The sequence below is a fragment of the Mycobacterium sp. Aquia_216 genome (assembly GCF_026723865.1).
Classification (GTDB): Bacteria; Actinomycetota; Actinomycetes; order Mycobacteriales; family Mycobacteriaceae; genus Mycobacterium.
The window spans coordinates 2025410-2042981 of record NZ_CP113529.1 but is presented as its reverse complement, the minus strand read 5'-3'; the positions used below and the strand labels follow the sequence as shown (position 1 = coordinate 2042981).

Below are 17572 nucleotides of genomic sequence, written 5' to 3'. Positions count from 1 at the left end.
GAGGATCCAAACTTCGCGCGGCAACTGAACGGAATCGGACCCGCGCCCCCCTGCGCGGGCACGACAGAGGGTAAAGGTCACCCGATGACTTTATTGACTACCTCGCGCGCGCTTTCTTGTACCTCGGCCAAATGCTCGGGCCCGTTGAAGGATTCGGCATAGATCTTGTAGACATCCTCGGTGCCCGAAGGCCGCGCAGCAAACCACGCATTGGCCGTTGTCACCTTCAATCCGCCCAACGCTGCGCCGTTCCCGGGGGCGGCGGTCAGCTTGGCGGTGATCGGCTCTCCCGCCAACTCCGTCGCCGTCACCTGGTCGGCCGACAATTTGGACAGCCGCGCCTTCTGCTCGCGGTCAGCTGGCGCGTCGACCCGGGCGTAGTACGGCGTGCCGTACTTGCCGGCCAACGCTTGATACCGCTGCGACGGCGTGGCACCGGTGACGGCCAGGATTTCGGAGGCCAGCAGAGCCAGGGTGATGCCGTCCTTGTCGGTGGTCCACACCGATCCGTCGCGCCGCAGGAACGACGCCCCCGCCGACTCCTCGCCACCGAACCCGATGGTGCCGCCGATCAGGCCGTCGACGAACCACTTGAACCCGACCGGCACCTCGACGAGTTTGCGGTCGATGCCCGCGACCACCCGGTCGATGATCGACGAGCTAACCGCGGTCTTACCGACTGCGATGCCGGCCGGCCAGGACGGCCGATGGGTGTAGAGGTAGTCGATGGCCGCGGCCAGATAATGATTGGGATTCATCAACCCCGCGTCGGGAGTGACGATGCCGTGGCGATCCGAGTCCGCGTCATTGCCGGTGGCGATCTGGTAGCGATCCCGGTTGGCGATCAGCCCAGCCATCGCGTTCGGGGAGCTGCAGTCCATCCGGATCTTGCCGTCGTGGTCGAGCGTCATGAATCGCCATGTCGCGTCGACCAGCGGATTGACCACCGTCAAGTCGAGGTTGTGCCGTTCGGCGATTGCGCCCCAGTAATCGACGCTCGCCCCGCCGAGCGGATCAGCGCCGATCCGCACCCCGGCCTTGCGGATCACATCGAGATCGACGACGTTCGGCAGGTCCGCGACATAGGCGTCCATGTAGTCGTGGCGCCGAGCCGTCCGCAGCGCGCGGGCTAACGGCACCCGCTTGACCCCGGACCCGCCGGCTCGCAGTATCTCGTTGGAGCGCTTGGCGATTGCGTTCGTCGCGTCGGTGTCCGCCGGGCCACCGTTGGGCGGGTTGTACTTGAAGCCGCCGTCGGGCGGCGGGTTGTGTGACGGCGTCACCACGATCCCGTCGGCCAGTGCTTCGGTGCGGCCGCGGTTGTAGGTGAGGATGGCGTGGCTGACCGCCGGCGTCGGCGTATACCGGTCGGCCGAGTCGATCATTGCGACGACGTCGTTGGCGGCCAGCACCTCCAGCGCCGTGACCCATGCCGGCTCGGAGAGACCGTGCGTATCCCGGCCGATGAACAACGGACCGGTGGTGCGGTGCGCTGCTCGATACTCGACGATGGCCTGGGTGATCGCCAAGATGTGGGCTTCGTTGAACGCACCACCCAGGGCCGAGCCGCGGTGGCCCGAGGTTCCGAAGGCCACCTGCTGGGCGACGTCGTCGGGGTCGGGTTGGATGGAGTAGTACGCCGTGACTAAATGGGGTAGATCGACGAGGTCTTCGGGCTCGGCCGGCTGACCGGCTCGCGGGTTGGCCATGTCTACAGATTGTGCCTGTGTCGGACGCGCCCGTCGCTCTACGCTGCGTAGCGCATTGGCAAACGAAAGGGAACCAACGAGTGGCGCAACCCGACTATCGCGAGTTAGCCGCGGTTTTCGCCGGCGGAGCACTGGGCTCGCTGGCCCGTGCCGGGCTGAGCACCCTCTTGGTCCCCGACCCCGCCGCGTGGCCCTGGTCGACGTTCACCGTCAATATCGTGGGCGCCTTCCTGGTGGGCTACTTCACCACCCGCCTGCTGGAACGGTTGCCGTTGTCGAGCTACCGACGGCCGCTGCTGGGTACTGGACTGTGCGGCGGCTTGACAACTTTTTCCACGATGCAGGTCGAGACGGTGAAGATGCTCGAACACGGCCACTGGACGCTGGCGGCGGCCTACACCGTCACCAGCATCCTGCTGGGGTTGCTGGCCGTGCATCTGGCCACCGCGTTGGTGCGCCGAGCGCGGGTGCGCTCATGACCGCGACGACGGTGTTGGTCTGGGTGGGCGTCGCGCTGATCGGCGGCATCGGCTCGGTGCTGCGTTTTCTGGTGGATCGCACGGTCACCCGCCGGATAGCGCGGCCGTTTCCGGTCGGCACGCTGGCGGTGAACATCAGCGGCGCAGCGTTGCTCGGATTCCTCGGCGGCCTGGCGTTGAGCAAGGACGCCGCCCTACTGACCGGCACCGCGTTCGTCGGCGCTTACACCACGTTCTCCACCTGGATGCTGGAGACGCAGCGGCTCGGCGAGGAACGCCGGATGTGGGCGGGAATCGCCAACGTCGTGCTCAGCGTCGTGCTAGGCATTGGCGCGGTAGTGCTCGGACAATGGCTGGCGGATCAGCTATGAACCAGCCCTGCTTGAAGTTGACCGCGTACTTCGGTGAGCGCCAACGCGCCGTCGGTGACGACGGGCGCTTTCTGGCCGATGCGATGTTCGATGTGTTCGGCGCCAACGACGTCGCGACCAGCGTGATGCTGCGCGGTATCGCCAGTTTCGGGGCGAGCCAGGAGCTGCGCACCGATGTGTCGTTGAGCCTGTCCGAGGATCCAGCGATCGCGATCGCCGCGGTCGACGTGGAGCCAAAGATCCGCTCCCTGGTCGACGACGTCGCCGCGTTGACCGGCCGCGGGCTGCTGACGCTGGAGCGGGCTCGACTCTTCACCCGGCAACGGGGCGCGGACGCGCTCGGTGACCTCGACGCACACAACGGAGACGCCGCGAAACTGACCGTGTATGTCGGTCGCCAAGAGCGCATCGCCGGGAAGGCGGCGTACTACGCGGTCTGCGATCTGCTGTATCGGCACGGATTTGCCGGTGCCATAGCGCTTCTCGGCGTCGACGGCACGGCCCATGGACAGCGCTGCCGGGCGCGGTTCTTCAGCCGCAATGCCAACGTCCCGATGATGATCATCGGCATCGGGTCGACTGAGCAAATCACCGCTGCCACAACGGAACTAGCCGAGATATTGGCCGAGCCGCTGCTGACGGTCGAACGGGTGCGATTGTGCAAACGCGACGGCGAGATGTTCGCCCGCCCTCAACAGCTGCCGATGACGGACGGCCACGGGCGCACCTTGTGGCAAAAGCTGATGGTGTACACCGCCGAAACCACCCGGCACGATCAGCTGCCGATCCATCGTGCACTCGTGCAGCGACTGCTGCATTCGGGCACAGCCCGCGGGGCGACGGTGCTGCGCGGCATGTGGGGATTTCACGGTGACCATAAACCCCACGGGGACAAGCTGTTTCAGCTCGCGCGAGGAGTCCCGGTGACAACGATCATCGTCGACACGCCGGAGTCGATCGCGCGCAGTTTCGATGTCGTCGACGAGCTGACCGGTCGCCACGGGCTGGTCACCAGTGAAATGGTTCCGGCAGTCTTGTCGCTCGACGAAACGCGACACGTCGGGGACATCTCACTGGCAGAGCATGACTACTGAGCCGAACCTGTTGGCGTACAATCGCTTAGCGGCGTGGATGACACGGCGGAATGAGGGCCTTGTCCTCATCGATCAGCTGGCCGATGATTCCGTGGTAATCAGTTTGCCGGGCAAGTATTTCGTCGGTGGGCAGGGTTGCAAACGAGTCGCGTCGCGCGTCGGTCACCAGCGCTAGCGCACTTGCGGAGAGCCCGGCGATGCGGTGCAGGTGCGGCGCGAGATCGGGCCCCGACGCCTGACGCGAGTAGGCGCCGAGCTGATCTGACCAGTCCTGGTACTTGTCCAGACCTGGGCCGCCGGGAGTAATCAGCGTGGAATCGAGCATGTCGGGATGCGCGTGGATGAAGCCCACCACCGCGTCGGCGGTGCGGCAGTCCCGGCTGGGCCGTGCCCGCAGATACACCCCGACAATTCCGCCGGCGACGGCAACGGCGACGACTACCGCAACGGCCAGCCGAAACCGCAGGCTTGGCGGCGGGGCGGTGGAATCGTGCGCGTCGGCCAGCGCGCAGAGCGCCTGCGGGCTGGAGTCGGCCGCCGAACGGAGTAGCTCGAGGTGTCCCGGTAGCCGGCGTGCTTTGTGCGAGGCCCACGCCAGTCGAGCCGCGATCCACAGGGCCAGCACACCCCAGGTCAGCCCGCCTCGTGCGTTGTTGCCGACGAATGCCAGAACCCCTGCCATTACCCACAGAACCGGCACGCACCATGCGAGCCTTTTCTGCCACCGCGGCACCCGACGCCGGTAAGCCATCGTGAGGTTCCCAATGCGGATGGCGGCCGCCAAAACCGGCGGATCGGAGGGAACCTTACCGCGGCGCAGCGCGTTGATCGCTTGCGAGCGTTGCGGCAGGGTCAGTCCGTCGACCGTCCGCGCATAGCTTTGCTGCATGGGACGCCGGGCAATGGTCATCAGCGCGGTTATGACGAAGCTGAATCCCAGCACCGACAGCACAGGCCAGGTCCAGCCAGAGGCCGCAAAGCCGGGGAACCCCAACACACAAATCGCGAATACCGTGACCGTGAACGTCGTCGCATTCACCAGCCAGAGCACCCACCATGGCGCCACCACAAGCCGAGCCCACATGGCTACTTACTTTCGCAGAGACAGATCAGATCTCGCGGGGCCGGGGGACGTCGTCGGGCGTGCGGGGCAACACATACAGCGCCATCCGCCGGTTGGACATCTCGTGCTCGCCGAGGAATACGAGCCCGCCACGCTCACAGAACTTGCGCGCCAACACGTTGCGATGGTCGGGATCGAGCATGATCCGGCGACACTGCGGATCCAGCGTGAACACGCTGACCAATAGATGCGGCAGCAAGTAGCTGACATGCCCCTGACTCATGTACTCCACATCGGCTACCGCGACGTGCAGGCCCAAGTCGTGGGGGTGATAATCATATCTCGTCGCGATGGAATCCTTTGCCGCCCTATAGAGTTCGAGGTATCCGTGGTCGACCCCGTCCAAGCTGGCCACGAAGGGGCGGGAGAAGCTGCTCTCGAGTTGCGCACGCAGGTAGCGGCGCCAGCGCTCGGGCGGCCAGGGATACTCCCACGATTCGGCCAGGTGCGGCCGGTTCATCCACTCGGAGATCAGCTCGGCGTCAGTGTCCGGGTCAGCGAGACGCAACCCGTACGGCTCGGGCAGTTGCGGTATCGGCGGCGGCGCGACATCCTGGACCTCGGCGCTGATGTCGGCGAGTTGCCGGGGCAGGATCACTTCTGGGTCATTCATGTCAACCGGGGAGCCTACCCCCATCGTTCGATGCCCTAGCTGCGATGCGTGATCCACCGATCGGCGAGCGCCGACACCCAGTTGCCCGCGGCCTCCGGGCGGTCAGGCGGCGCGTCCACAAGCACCAATTCGTCGACGCCTGACTCGGCGAGCTCATCAAAATCCTCAACCTTTGGACTCCGCAATGCCACGGCCACCCGCAGCTCACTACGGTCACGATCCAAGCCGGCGCAGAGTTCATCCAGCTTGTCGACGCAATTGTGCACCGCTGCCACGTCGTCGAGGTTGAACCCGTACCAACCGTCGCCCCAGCTAGCCGCGCGCCGCAGTGCCGCTTCGCTATTGCCCCCCAACATAATTGGGATGCGGCGATCACGAACCGGCTTGGGATTCACCCGGATCGAGTCGAAGCCGACGAACTTCCCGTCGAACGAGGCGACGTCGTCGCGCCACAACGTGCGCATCGCGGCAACATATTCGGCTGTGCGCGCCGCGCGATGCTCGAATGGCACTCCAAGCGCGGCGAATTCCTCCTTCGACCAGCCGACGCCCACACCGAGCGTCAGCCGTCCGCCACACAACCGGTCTAGGCTGGCAGCCTGCTTGGCCACCACCACCGGATTGTGCTCGGGCAGCAGTAAGACACCTGTCGCGAGGGTGATCCGCGACGACGCGGCCGCGGCGAAGGCCAGCGCGATCATCGGGTCAAGCCAATCCGCTTGTGCCGGAACGGCGATGGCACCGTCGTCGGAGTACGGGTAGCGCGAGGCGGATCGGTCTACCATGACAACGTGCTCACCCGCCCACAGAGTGGCGAAACCGCATTCGTCCGCGGACGCTGCGACGGCGTCGATCACCGCCCGGTCGGCGCCGGCCCCGATTCCTAAAGCGTGCAATCCGAGCTGCATCGCACGATCGTCTCACGCAGGGATTCAGCGGCCGTTGAGCAACTTCGCCAAGACCGCGGCGTGGCTTATATCCAGGTCGTGGGTGGCGCTGACGAGGGTCACGACACCGCGTCTGGTCAGCTTGCGCAGTTCGTCCAGCGAAGCCGCGACGCGAAACCCGTGCTGATCAGGGCACTGGGCGTTTGCGTGCGCCGAGTCGGGGTACGTGAGACCGAACGGCGCACAGCTCCGCGCCAATACGCCTCAACGCCCCGATCCGGAGGTAACCCGTGGCCGAGATGATGATTGAATCGCCCGACGAAGTTGTCGCATTCCTCAAAGCGCAACACAACCTGATCGAGGACATGTTCGACGAAGTGCTGCTGGCGTCGGACCCCGAAGCACGTGAGAAACCATTCGCTGCGTTACGTCAATTACTAGCCGTCCACGAAACGGCCGAGGAAATGGTGGTGCATCCTCGCGTGCGACGCGAGGATGGCGGCGATGCGGTGGTCGACGCTCGACTCGAAGAAGAACACGACGCCAAGGAAGTGCTGTCACAGATCGAACAGCTGGACACCACTTCGCAGCAATTCATCGATGAGCTCACCAAGCTGCGGCAAGCGGTCCTGGACCACGCCGAACATGAAGAGCTCGACGAATTCCCATATCTGGAAAAGGGACTCGAAACCGACGACCTCAAGCGAATGGGCACAGCGGTGCGAGCGGCTCAGGCGATCGCCCCGACCCATCCGCATCCTGGTGTGGAATCAGCGAAGCTGAATTTTGCTGTCGGGCCATTCGCGTCGATGCTTGACCGCGCTCGCGATTTCATTCGGCACGCCACCGGCTAGGAGTCGAGCGTCCGTAGTCTGGACGACGTGAGTGTTGCCTCGGAGATAAGCGTCCCCCTGCAAGACCGGTTCGCCCGCGAGTTGCCCGAGATGGCGGTCCGCTGGCAGTCCGAGACGACCCCGGACCCGCGGCCGCTCGTCCTCAACGAGTCGCTGGCGACCGCGCTCGGCCTCGACGCGGCCTGGTTGCGGAGCCCCGAGGGGCTGCGATTTCTCGTTGGCAACCTGCTGCCCCCCGGTGCCGTTCCGGTGGCGCAGGCCTACGCCGGGCATCAGTTCGGCGGGCTCGTCCCGCAGTTGGGCGACGGACGCGCGCTACTGCTGGGCGAGCTGTCCGACAGGCACGGACGCGTTCGCGACATTCACCTCAAAGGGTCGGGGCCGACGCCGTTCGCCCGCGGCGGCGACGGCCTCGCGGCGGTGGGCCCGATGCTGCGCGAATACCTGGTCAGCGAAGCCATGTATGCCCTGAATGTACCGACGACACGCTCCTTGGCCGTGGTCGCTACCGGGCGGCCGGTGCGGCGCGAGACCCTCCTGCCGGGCGCCGTGCTCGTCCGCGTCGCCAGCAGTCACCTGCGCGTCGGGAGCTTCCAGTACGCTGCCCTCACCGGCGACGTCGACCTGCTGCGGCGGCTCGCCGACTACGCGATCGCCCGCCACCATCCCAGCGCGGCGGAGGCCGAGCATCCGTACCGCGCCTTGTTCGAAGCGGTGGTCGCCGTCCAGGCGGCATTGATCGCCCGATGGATGCTGATCGGATTCGTCCATGGGGTGATGAACACCGACAACACCACGATCTCCGGCGAGACGATCGATTACGGCCCATGCGCATTCATGGAGGCCTACGACCCCGACACGGTCTTCAGTTCGATCGACCAATGGGGGCGCTACGCCTACGGCAACCAGCCCGCGATCGCCGGGTGGAACCTGGCCCGATTCGCCGAGGCTCTGCTTCCGTTGCTTTCCGACCACGTCGAGGAGGGAATCGCGTTCGCCCAAGACGCGTTTGGGGCATTCCACACCGAATACGACGCCACGTGGTCGTCCGGCATGCGCGCCAAACTCGGTTTGCCCGCGGCTGTCGAAGCCGGGTTTGTCACGTCGTTGGTCGACGAGTTGCAGCGCCTGCTCAAGGAGAGCCACGTCGACCACACCTCGTTCTTCCGCCACCTCGGCCGGGCGGCGCGAGGCGATGCCGAACCCGCGCGCAGTCTGTTCATCGACCTCGCCGGCTTCGACGACTGGATGTCGCGCTGGCGCTCGTCGGGTCCCGACGCCGAATCGATGGATCGCGCCAACCCGATCTACATTCCGCGTAACCACCTCATCGAGGAAGCCCTGGCCGCGGCGACAGCAGGCGACCTCGCTCCGGTTGAGCAGCTCCTTGACGCCGTGACCGCTCCCTATGACGAACGGCCGGGCCTCGAGCGCTACGCCAGGCCGGCCCCGGAGGATTTCGGCGTCTACCAAACCTTCTGCGGTACTTAGCTTTACGCTACCTTCGCGAACTTGCCTGCAGCCCATCCAAGTGGCGAAGCCGATTCGCCTCGCGGCTCGGTCGGCAGCTCCACCAGGACGTGCTCGACACCGATATCGCGTTAGCCGTCAACGGCTTTCGCCGTCAATTCAAACCCCCGCACTGCTATTCGGCCCGCGGACCGGGTGCCGGGCCTCAGCCCGCCGGCGTCTCCGTCGCTTTAGGCGCGCGCCGTGCCGCGCCCCATAATCCAACGCCGATTCCGACGACGGCACCGCCCAGACCGATCAGTTGTTGCGATCGCTTGAGCTCGCTGTGGACACTCAGCCCGCCCAGCAGGTCCGCCGCGTCGGCCCCGCCGGATGCCAGGAACCAGCCGCGAGTGTTCTTGCCGCGCAGCGCCGCCGACGCGAGCAGGCCGCCGATCAAAGCGTCGCGGTAGCCCATTGATCGCAGCAGTAGCCGCGCCGTCGGGGTCGGCTCCCCGGGGTCTCCCCAGAGCCGGTTTGCACCGAGCGGATCGACGAGGAAATGGACGCCTGAGGCAAGTCGGATACTGCCCGCGACAAGCGCGGCACGATCGATCGGCATGGCCGCAGCCTAACCGCCCCTTACCGAGCCGCGGTAATTTCGTTGGCCCCTGCGGCGACGGCGTGTTCGGCAAGACGGGCCGCGCCGGGAGCGCAGCTTTCAACGACCGCCCGCAACTCCTCTCCGGACAACCGAGTAGAGGCGCCGCTGAACCTCGGGTCGATGACACCGATGCCGTAATCGAGCCACTTCGGATTCGCTTCGACATCCAGGAAGCTTGCCAGCCGCGCCAAGGATGATCGGGTGTCAGTGACCAGGTCCAGGTAGGACAGCGGAAGGTAGCGGTCTGCGGGTAGGTTGGCGAGTTCGGCTTCGCCCGTGACGATCAGCTCGCTCCACATGCGGGCGAATCGGGTAATGGGCAGGTTCTGGCTCATCAAGTAGTCGACGTCGCAGGTCTCACCGACCAGGGAAGCGAGCTCGATCGGTATAGCCGTGGGATCCAGCCGCAGACCAGGGTGTCGACGCTCCGGGTCGAGATCGAGCAACTCCAGCGCGTCTTGAATGAGCGCCATCAAGCGAAATCCGGTGTGTTCGCTCATCGAGACCGCCGTATCCGGGCCGTTCCGGAATAGGTGCACGAATTTCGCATCCGGGAAAGTCTCGCGTAGCCACGGGACGCTGCTCAGCGACATGGCCGACCGCTCGACTACTACAGTCCCACCGAAATGTGTTGCGAGCCAAGCGAAGAGGCGTTCGAAGTGCAACCTCGATGTTTGTCGTGGCCACGTCGGGACCTCGGCAGCCAGTGCGTCGAACACTCCGTCGGGGTCCGGCGACAGGTGCGGCAGCGTCATCATCGAGATGGCGGGGATCCCGGTCGTGTTCGCATCGAACCGGGATCCCTGCAATCGCGGATAGATGAACTCCGGCATGGCCGAACCACCCCGGACCATCGAGTCGAAGATTGGGTGGGGCTCGGCCAGCATCCGCCAGAACTGTTCGCCCGACAGCGCATGATCGGCCGCCGACGAAGCGCGCACCGAAAGGTAGAACTCGTTGAGGCTGAGCACATCTGGATGCGCACTGAGGATTCGCGACAGCGCGGTCGATCCGCTTCGTCCCACCGTGACGATGAATGTCAGGCCGCGCGTGGGACGAACCGCATCCGCGCTGTGGGCGGTGACGTCGAAGGGACCGTCGACAGATACCAGGGGGGCGACCAGCGGCGCCGACTCGCGAGGTTGGCGCTGTTCGGGTTTGAACGTCAGGTATCGCTTGTACCGCCCTACGCTTCCCAGCAGATAGTCGAAGTCGACCACGGTCCGGCGGTGCGGCTCGCCGATTACCGCTCGCGCATCGGTCGTGTCGTACGTTCGGCTGTGCTCCAGGTAGGGAAAAAATCCGCTGGCCCACCGCAGGCGCCGTTCCAGCAGATTGGGGTTCTCGATAGGGCCCTCGACCAGCGTCACGGGGATCGGCGACACCGCGTTGAAGAGCTCGACCAGAGTCTGCACTGCGACGTCGTGGTGGTGAACGACGTGGTAGGTGCTCAGGCCGTCGGGTGCAAGACGCATCAGACGGACCATCTCGTCGGCGGCCTCGTCGGCCGGCATGTAGTTCAAATGGCCGTTGAAGTCGCCTCGCAGGCGCATTGACAGGCTGGTGCGCAATGGCCGTCCGGAGACCGAGAACAGGCGCATCCCGCTATCTGCCGACGTCGACAGGAAGGAAAGCGGATGCAACGGGAAATCCGGATGCGGCGCCCGCTCGACGATCAGGGCGCTCGGCCGAAGCACCACGACCCGGCGTCCAGTACGCCGCGCCCAGTTCCGCACGATCGACTCGGCCTCGAATTTGGACTGCTCGTAGTTGTTCTCGAAGCCTTTGTCGCCCCCTAACTCGGTCTCGTAGATGAGACCCGTGCGGCGCTTCCCAGCGACGAAGGCGGTTGACACATGGAAAAGATCCGGCTCCCGGGCCCCGGCCTCGGCGAGTTCGAGGATCCGGGTGGTCCCGCCGACATTGGTACGGCGAAGTTCGTCGAGGTCGGCGTCCAGCTCGATGCTGCCGGCGCAATGCAGGATCGCATCGACGCTGTCTGCGAGCTCCCGGAATCGCTGATCGGACAACCCCAGTTTGGGCGCGGCGAGGTCCACGGGCACGACGGCGAGCCTTTCGCGCAACTCCGCTTCGGCCCACACCTGCCCGTCCATGACCGCCAGTGGGAGGGCCTTCTGGATGCGGGTGATCGGGTCGGACTGCGGCCGGGTCAGCAGGGTGAACGTTTCGTCCCCACGCAGGAGTTCACCGAGGATGTGAACCCCGAGAAACCCGGTTGCGCCGGTGATCGCCCAATGCATTGACACCCGTCCTCGCGCGAATCCCACGCCGAAACAGCCCCTGATAACCCCCACGCGAACTTACTTGCCCATCACCGGCACCGCCATCTGACACCCAAACTTCAACCCGTTACCGCAGGTCATCGCCTTGGCGATCGCTAGCGAGCGCCGTACGTTACCGTCGGCTGTAATAAGTTTCGTGTCGTCGCCGATTCATCAATGAGAGACTTTGGAAACGTTGCCTGGATTCACCTGCTCTCGCGGCGGGCTGACTGCATCACCGGAGGAGACGAGCGATAGTGACAGCGGCTGCTGGCGCACCGGGGTGGAAGGCGTGGTCACAGGGGATCACGGCTGACGTGAACGCCGACAAGTTCTGCTGGCTGAGGACCGCGTGAGCGATCAACGGGTAGACGGCGAACGTCGCACGCCCTTCGTCGCGCGGACAATCCATCGGTTGTCCGTGCCCATCATCCTGGCGTGGCTGGCCCTCACCGTCATCGTGACGATGGCCGTCCCCTCGCTGGAGAAAGTGGAGCACGAGCGGTCGGTATCGCTGAGTCCAAGAGATGCGCCGTCGATCCACGCCATGCAGCGTTTGGGACAAGACTTTAAGGAATCCAGTTCCGACGCCTTGGCGATGATCGTCTTGGAGAGCCAGCAGCCACTTCGCGACGATGCACACCACTACTACAACCAATTGCTCCGTCAATTGGAAAGTGATCCGGAACATATCCAGCACATCCAGGATTTATGGGGAAACCCGGTCACCGCGAGCGGCGCACAGAGCGAGGACGGTAAAGCCGCATACGTCCAGTTGAAGCTCGCCGGCAACCAAGGCACGAGTCGGGCGAACGAATCAGCCGACGCGGTCCGCGACATCGTGGAGCGGACGCCCGCGCCGGCAGGGCTCAACGTCTATGTCACCGGCCCCGCACCGCTCATCTCGGACCTGAATCACAGCGGTCAGAAGACAATCCTCAAGGTCACGCTGGTCAGCCTCGCGGTGATCTTCATCATGCTGCTGCTCGTCTACCGATCCATTGCCACGGTCATTCTTCTGCTGCTGATGGTCGGAATCGAACTGCAGGTGGCGCGCCAGATCGTCGCTTTCCTTGGGAACAACGGCGCAATAAGTCTGTCGACTTTCGCCGTGAATCTGCTGATCACTCTCGGGATCGCGGCGGGAACCGACTACGGGATATTTTTCGTCGGCCGCTATCAAGAGGCACGACAGGCCGGCGAAGATGTGGAAACGGCCTTCTACACCACCTACCGAGGGGTCGCCAAGGTGGTCTTGGCGTCCGGCTTGACGATCGCCGGGTCGGTCTTCTGCCTCAGCTTCACCCGGATGCCCTATTTCCAGACCATCGGAGTCCCCTGCGCGGTGGGCATGCTTGTTGCGGTGGCGATTGCGCTCACGCTGGTCCCCGCCGTCCTTGCCATCGGCGGCAGATTCGGGCTGTTGGAGCCCAAGCGAAGGCTCACCGTGCGGCGCTGGCGTCGGATCGGCACGGCGGTTGTCCGTTGGCCGGGGCCCATTTTTGCCGCAGCGTGCGCGGTCACTCTTGTCGGCCTGCTGGCACTGCCGGGATACACGACCAACTACCACGACCGGGTGTATCTCCCCGACGACCTGCCGACTAATCAGGGATATGCGGCGGCAAATCGACACTTCCCGCTGGGCCGGATGTTGCCCGAGTTCGTATTGGTCGAAGCCGATCACGATATGCGCAATCCGTCTGATTTTCTGATCTTGGAGCGACTGGCCAAGGGCGTCCTCGCGGTTCCCGGCGTGTCCCGTGTGCAATCAGTGACCCGACCCTCGGGGACCGCGATGGCGCACACGACGATTCCATTCAGGTTCGGCGTGATGAACGCGAGCCAGCTGATAAACATGGAATACCAGAAAGCGCGTATGAACGACATGCTCGTCCAGGCCGATGAGCTAGCCAAGACGATCCAAATTACGACAACTCTTTATCACCTGATATTGCAGCTCAACGCGCTGACTCATGACCTGGCCCGTAACACGCATGACGTTCAGGCAATCACGACCGATATCCGAGATCAAATTTCGAACTTCGAGGATTTCTTGCGGCCGCTCCGCAGTTACTTCTACTGGGAGAAGCACTGTTACGACATTCCCGTCTGCTTCGCGATCAGGTCGCTGTTCGATTCGTTCGACGGTATCGACGAGCTCGACGACAAGCTGGCCGAACTGGTCGTGAACATCGACAAAATCGACGTGTTGATGCCGAAGCTGGCCGCCGAGCTTCCGATTCAGATCGACACCATGAAGAGCATGCGGACCATGATGCTCACCATGCATTCCACCATGAGTGGAATCATTGGCCAGGCTGACTCGCAGGGTAATATCTCGACGGAGATGGGCGAAGCTTTCGACGCCGCGAAGAATGACGACTCTTTCTACCTGCCGCCGGAGGTTTTCCAGAACCCGACCTTCCAGCGGGTTATGGGCCTGTTCTTGTCGCCGGATGGCAAAGCGGCGCGGATGACCATTTCGGATAGGGGCGATCCCGCCACTCCCGAAGGCATCGCGCGGGTCGAGCAGATTAAAAACGCGGCCGAGGAATCACTCAAGTCCACCCCCCTGGAGAACACCAACGTTTATGTCGGCGGCGTCTCGGCGACGTATAAAGACCTGCACGATGGCTCCCGATACGATCTGATGATCGCGGGACTTGCTGCCCTCTGCCTCATTTTCGCGATCATGCTGATGATCACACGCAGTTTCGTGGCGGCGATGGTGATCGTGGGCACGGTAGTGATTTCGCTGGGAGCATCTATCGGACTGTCCGTGCTGCTCTGGCAGCACATTATCGGGCTAGGGCTGGAATGGCTCGTGTTGCCGATGTCGGTCATCATTCTGTTGGCAGTGGGATCCGACTACAACCTGCTGCTCGTTTCCCGGATGAAAGAAGAACTCGGCGCCGGCATAAATACGGGGATTATTCGGGCGATGGGCGGTACCGGCAAGGTCGTCACGGCCGCGGGCTTGGTATTCGCAATGACCATGGCCTCGATGGTGGTCAGTGACCTGCGGGTGATCGGCCAAATAGGAACGACAATCGGTCTGGGCCTGCTGTTCGACACCTTGATCGTCCGCGCGTTCATGACGCCGTCGATCGCCGCACTGCTCGGGCGCTGGTTCTGGTGGCCGCTGCGCGTGCGACGGCGGCCGGCCAGTTTCCTGCTTCGTTCCGAGGGGTCCCGCCCGATGGTCCGCGCTCTGCTTGGCACTCGGGCGGCCGACTAACGCCCCGACTCGTCGTTTGCGGCCGCTACCATGGCCGTCATGTCCGAGCCGGTACCAGCTACCGACAAGACTGTCGGGCTCAACGGCAGCGAGACCGTCGCAGCGCCCACTTCCGCCGCAGCAGAGGCGGCCACTGCGACGAACTCGGCGGGTCTCGCATGGTCGCGCGACGACGACGTCGACACCCCAAGCAACGCGGCGAACCAGCGCCAATCATGGCGTGCCACCTGGCGCACCGCTGCTGTCCTGCTCGCGGCCGGGCTCGCGATTGCCGGTGCGATTGTCCTTGGCCGTTCCCTCTTGAGCACGCCTCCCAAAGCACCAGCGCCCGCACCCACCGCAACCCCGACCTCTAAATCCGGCCCGCCTCCCGCCGCATCGGGGACGGCTTCAGCAGCTGCCCCATCCTCGATTGTGTCGACACCAGACCAGGACAATAGGTACGTTCAGGCCCTCAACGACCGGGGAATCTCCTTCGCCAATCCCGACGCCGCCATCTACAACGGCAAGATGGTGTGCGAGAACATCCGCCTGGGCATGACGGTGCAGCAGATCATCGTGGAATTCCGGGCGAGCAATCCGGCGCTCAGCAACGATGCCGATGCGTACGTAACCATCTCCGTTCGCACCTATTGCCCGCAGAACAGCAACCTGGTGGGAAACGGTCCCTAGCGAGGTCGTTGCGCCAGCGCCAGCAGTTGGATAACCGCGACGCCGGCGAATCCGACACCCACTCCGATCGCCGCGGAGACCCCGGCGTTGAGCTCATCGCGGTTGGTAACACCGGCCACGTGAGCACCAAAAGGGTTGGACTAGAACGCTTCTGAAATGCGATATCGCATGCGCTATCGTATTTCCCAACGAAGTGGCCCCACGTTTCGCGATGCTGATGTGGCGAGTGTGACTGCGCCGGATGTCGCGCCTGCGAATCGTTTATCGCAAACGATTGGGCCAGCAAACGCGGCCGCGGTGATCGCCGCGACCGCCGGCTCGGGGCGGCGCACAACGAGCTCCGGTGATATGTTCCGGCCACGAGTCTGACCACCGGACATGGGCGACGCCGAAGGAGGACCGCCATCCGGACGAGCATCTGGTTTCGCTGGATGGCGAGGTACGGTGCGCCGCGCGCCTTCTTGGCGGTGCAAGCTCGCCGCGGGCAACCCTTGGCCCGGATACTGCTGGGCCGTGCCCGTGGAGATGAGATGTATGGCCTGATCGAAGAGATCAGGCGACAAGGCCGGCTGGTGCGAAGGCCGTTCGTGTGGGTGAGCGCCGACCACGAAATCTGCCGGATGGTGTTGCGCGACGACCGATTCGGAGTCACCAACCTAGTGAATGCCCCTCTCCCGCAGCCATTTCCGGCTTTGCTGGAGCGGACAGATCCGGGACTGCCCAATCCGGTGGAGCGTCCGGCGATGGTGATGTCAAATCCTCCCGATCACACCCGTTATCGGCGCCTATTCGCGCAGAGCTTCACACCACGGGCCATCGAGAGGCTCAACGCTCGAGTCGCAGAGATCACGACGGAACTGCTCGATGCTTTAGAGCGCAACCCGCGGCCCGACCTGGTCACCGACTTCGCTACAGAGCTGCCGGTGGCTGTGATCGCCGAGATCCTTGGGTTGCCCACCGATGCACGCCCGCAGGTGCGCGAATGGGGCTACAGCTTGGCCCCGTTGCTGGATTTCGGTACTGGCTGGAAGACGTTTCGCCATGCGGTCGAGCAACTGCGGGAAGTCGACCGCTACGCCGCCCAATTCATCGAACGCGCGCGCAACGGTGAGTCCGGGGACGACCCGTTCGGCCGCGTGGCCGCCGGCGACGAGCTGACCCATCGCGAATTCGCGGCGAACGCCGCACTTCTGGTCGGCGCCGGGTTCGAGACCACGGTGAACCTGATCGGCAACGGAATCGTCCTGCTGCTTGAGCATCCCCAGCAGCTGGCCCTGTTACGCGATGATCCGGGTTTGTGGCCGGCGGCGGTCGAGGAGATTCTGCGATTCGAAAGCCCGGTGCAGATGCTGGTGCGCACCGCACGCCGCGACGCCGAAATAGCCGGGGAGCGCATCCCCGCCGGTGCGATGTTTGTGCTGTTGATGAACGGCGCCAACCGCGATCCGGGCGTATTCACCGATGCCGGCCGGTTTGACATCACCAGGCCCAATGCGCGAGACCACCTGGCGTTCGGTTCAGGCATACATGGCTGCCTAGGGGCGGCCTTGGCCCGCATCGAGGGCGTTATCGCCCTGCGCACGTTGTTCGAGCGATTCCCGACTCTGACCCTGCGCGAGCAACCTCAACCACTCGAGGTGGTCACCTTGCACGGGTTCAAGCGTCTACCGGCCGAATTGCGAACGCGGCCGACCGGAGAAGCGGAGTCCGTCAGGTAGCGCCGGCCACGGAATGCCGGACAGATCTACGATGACGACGACGGCTGGGTAGTCAGTTCCCCTGCGTGTTGGGGGCAGTAGGCGTTCACCGCGATCGTGGTGAACTGCACTGGGCTATCCCCCTTGAAGGCCGGATTGCTCTCCTCCAGGTCCTTGATGACCTCGGCCTCGGGCATGCCCTCATCCATCAGTTTGCATTCGCTCTTGCCAACGCCGATGGCTACGCCCGGCGTCTGATAGGTGATGCCGGCGTTCTTCAGCGCTGACAGAAAGTTCGCATCCGAACCCGGATCGGCATGTGCCGGTGCAGCAACGGCGATGACGGCAATAAAACTCGCAAGCACGATAACCCCTCGCATCGCTTCATCCTCCTACAAGCGGGCGCCGCTGTCCTGCCGACCGTATCGAACGGCGGTGAG

Annotated in this window: 16 protein-coding genes and 1 pseudogene; 8 read left to right on the top strand and 9 right to left on the bottom strand. The window is 64.3% G+C overall.

Going from position 1 to position 17572, the window contains the following annotated elements; genetic code table 11:
* Positions 1–77: 77 nt before the first annotated feature.
* On the bottom strand, positions 78–1709 hold the full coding sequence (gene pgm, locus OK015_RS09615; protein ID WP_268130979.1) for a phosphoglucomutase (alpha-D-glucose-1,6-bisphosphate-dependent): 1632 nt from the start codon (positions 1707–1709) through the stop codon (positions 78–80).
* Between the two features lie 80 nt (positions 1710–1789).
* Here pgm and crcB (OK015_RS09610) point away from each other — a divergent pair, with 80 nt between their 5' ends.
* From crcB (OK015_RS09610) to OK015_RS09600, 3 genes are read left to right on the top strand one after another with little or no spacing between them, the layout of a single operon-like run.
* A complete protein-coding gene (gene crcB, locus OK015_RS09610) occupies positions 1790–2188 on the top strand; it encodes a fluoride efflux transporter CrcB (RefSeq protein ID WP_268130977.1) in 399 nt (132 codons plus the stop codon).
* Positions 2185–2559 (top strand): fluoride efflux transporter CrcB, encoded by a 375-nt coding sequence (gene crcB, locus OK015_RS09605; RefSeq protein ID WP_268130975.1) that lies wholly within the window; start codon positions 2185–2187, stop codon positions 2557–2559. The genes crcB (OK015_RS09610) and crcB (OK015_RS09605) overlap by 4 nt, the downstream gene beginning before the upstream one ends.
* The gene (locus OK015_RS09600) at positions 2556–3653 is read left to right on the top strand and encodes a DUF190 domain-containing protein (protein WP_268130974.1); all 1098 of its coding nucleotides are present in this window, start codon (positions 2556–2558) and stop codon (positions 3651–3653) included. The genes crcB (OK015_RS09605) and OK015_RS09600 overlap by 4 nt, the downstream gene beginning before the upstream one ends.
* 25 nt (positions 3654–3678) lie before the next feature.
* Here OK015_RS09600 and OK015_RS09595 read toward each other — a convergent pair whose 3' ends face one another.
* From OK015_RS09595 to OK015_RS09580, 4 genes and pseudogenes are all read right to left on the bottom strand, one after another.
* Positions 3679–4737: a hypothetical protein gene (locus tag OK015_RS09595; RefSeq protein ID WP_268130973.1), complete on the bottom strand. Its 1059-nt coding sequence runs from the start codon at positions 4735–4737 to the stop codon at positions 3679–3681.
* Between the two features lie 25 nt (positions 4738–4762).
* Complete coding sequence (locus OK015_RS09590) at positions 4763–5389, bottom strand: GNAT family N-acetyltransferase (protein WP_268130972.1); 627 nt, start codon at positions 5387–5389, stop codon at positions 4763–4765.
* A gap of 35 nt (positions 5390–5424) precedes the next feature.
* Positions 5425–6297 carry an LLM class F420-dependent oxidoreductase gene (locus OK015_RS09585; RefSeq protein WP_268130970.1) on the bottom strand — a complete coding sequence of 291 codons (873 nt, stop codon included), beginning with the start codon at positions 6295–6297 and terminating at the stop codon, positions 5425–5427.
* Between the two features lie 24 nt (positions 6298–6321).
* Positions 6322–6444 (bottom strand): annotated as a pseudogene (locus tag OK015_RS09580) (DUF488 domain-containing protein); the annotation flags it as partial.
* Between the two features lie 131 nt (positions 6445–6575).
* On the opposite strand from OK015_RS09580, the gene OK015_RS09575 reads away from it, so the two are divergent.
* Both OK015_RS09575 and OK015_RS09570 read left to right on the top strand, forming a co-directional pair.
* The gene (locus OK015_RS09575; RefSeq protein WP_442791228.1) at positions 6576–7130 is read left to right on the top strand and encodes a hemerythrin domain-containing protein; all 555 of its coding nucleotides are present in this window, start codon (positions 6576–6578) and stop codon (positions 7128–7130) included.
* Positions 7131–7220: 90 nt separating this feature from the next.
* Positions 7221–8621 (top strand): protein adenylyltransferase SelO, encoded by a 1401-nt coding sequence (locus OK015_RS09570; RefSeq protein ID WP_442791284.1) that lies wholly within the window; start codon positions 7221–7223, stop codon positions 8619–8621.
* 184 nt (positions 8622–8805) lie between these two features.
* Here the strand turns inward: OK015_RS09570 and OK015_RS09565 are convergent, their stop codons facing one another.
* Both OK015_RS09565 and OK015_RS09560 read right to left on the bottom strand, forming a co-directional pair.
* Positions 8806–9201 carry a DUF4267 domain-containing protein gene (locus OK015_RS09565; RefSeq protein ID WP_268130966.1) on the bottom strand — a complete coding sequence of 132 codons (396 nt, stop codon included), beginning with the start codon at positions 9199–9201 and terminating at the stop codon, positions 8806–8808.
* 20 nt (positions 9202–9221) lie between these two features.
* On the bottom strand, positions 9222–11504 hold the full coding sequence (locus tag OK015_RS09560) for an SDR family oxidoreductase (RefSeq protein WP_268130965.1): 2283 nt from the start codon (positions 11502–11504) through the stop codon (positions 9222–9224).
* 373 nt (positions 11505–11877) lie between these two features.
* Between OK015_RS09560 and OK015_RS09555 the strand changes: the two genes are divergently transcribed.
* Positions 11878–14763, top strand: a complete 2886-nt coding sequence (locus OK015_RS09555) for an MMPL/RND family transporter (RefSeq protein WP_268130963.1) — start codon at positions 11878–11880, stop codon at positions 14761–14763.
* A gap of 39 nt (positions 14764–14802) precedes the next feature.
* Positions 14803–15435 carry a DUF732 domain-containing protein gene (locus OK015_RS09550; protein WP_268130961.1) on the top strand — a complete coding sequence of 211 codons (633 nt, stop codon included), beginning with the start codon at positions 14803–14805 and terminating at the stop codon, positions 15433–15435.
* Here OK015_RS09550 and OK015_RS09545 read toward each other — a convergent pair.
* A complete protein-coding gene (locus OK015_RS09545) occupies positions 15432–15554 on the bottom strand; it encodes a hypothetical protein (protein WP_268130959.1) in 123 nt (40 codons plus the stop codon). The two genes, OK015_RS09550 and OK015_RS09545, sit on opposite strands and share 4 nt — an antisense overlap.
* A gap of 312 nt (positions 15555–15866) precedes the next feature.
* Here OK015_RS09545 and OK015_RS09540 point away from each other — a divergent pair, with 312 nt between their 5' ends.
* On the top strand, positions 15867–17153 hold the full coding sequence (locus tag OK015_RS09540) for a cytochrome P450 (protein WP_268130958.1): 1287 nt from the start codon (positions 15867–15869) through the stop codon (positions 17151–17153).
* A gap of 26 nt (positions 17154–17179) precedes the next feature.
* Here the strand turns inward: OK015_RS09540 and OK015_RS09535 are convergent, their stop codons facing one another.
* On the bottom strand, positions 17180–17512 hold the full coding sequence (locus OK015_RS09535) for a DUF732 domain-containing protein (RefSeq protein ID WP_268130956.1): 333 nt from the start codon (positions 17510–17512) through the stop codon (positions 17180–17182).
* Positions 17513–17572 lie beyond the last annotated feature (60 nt).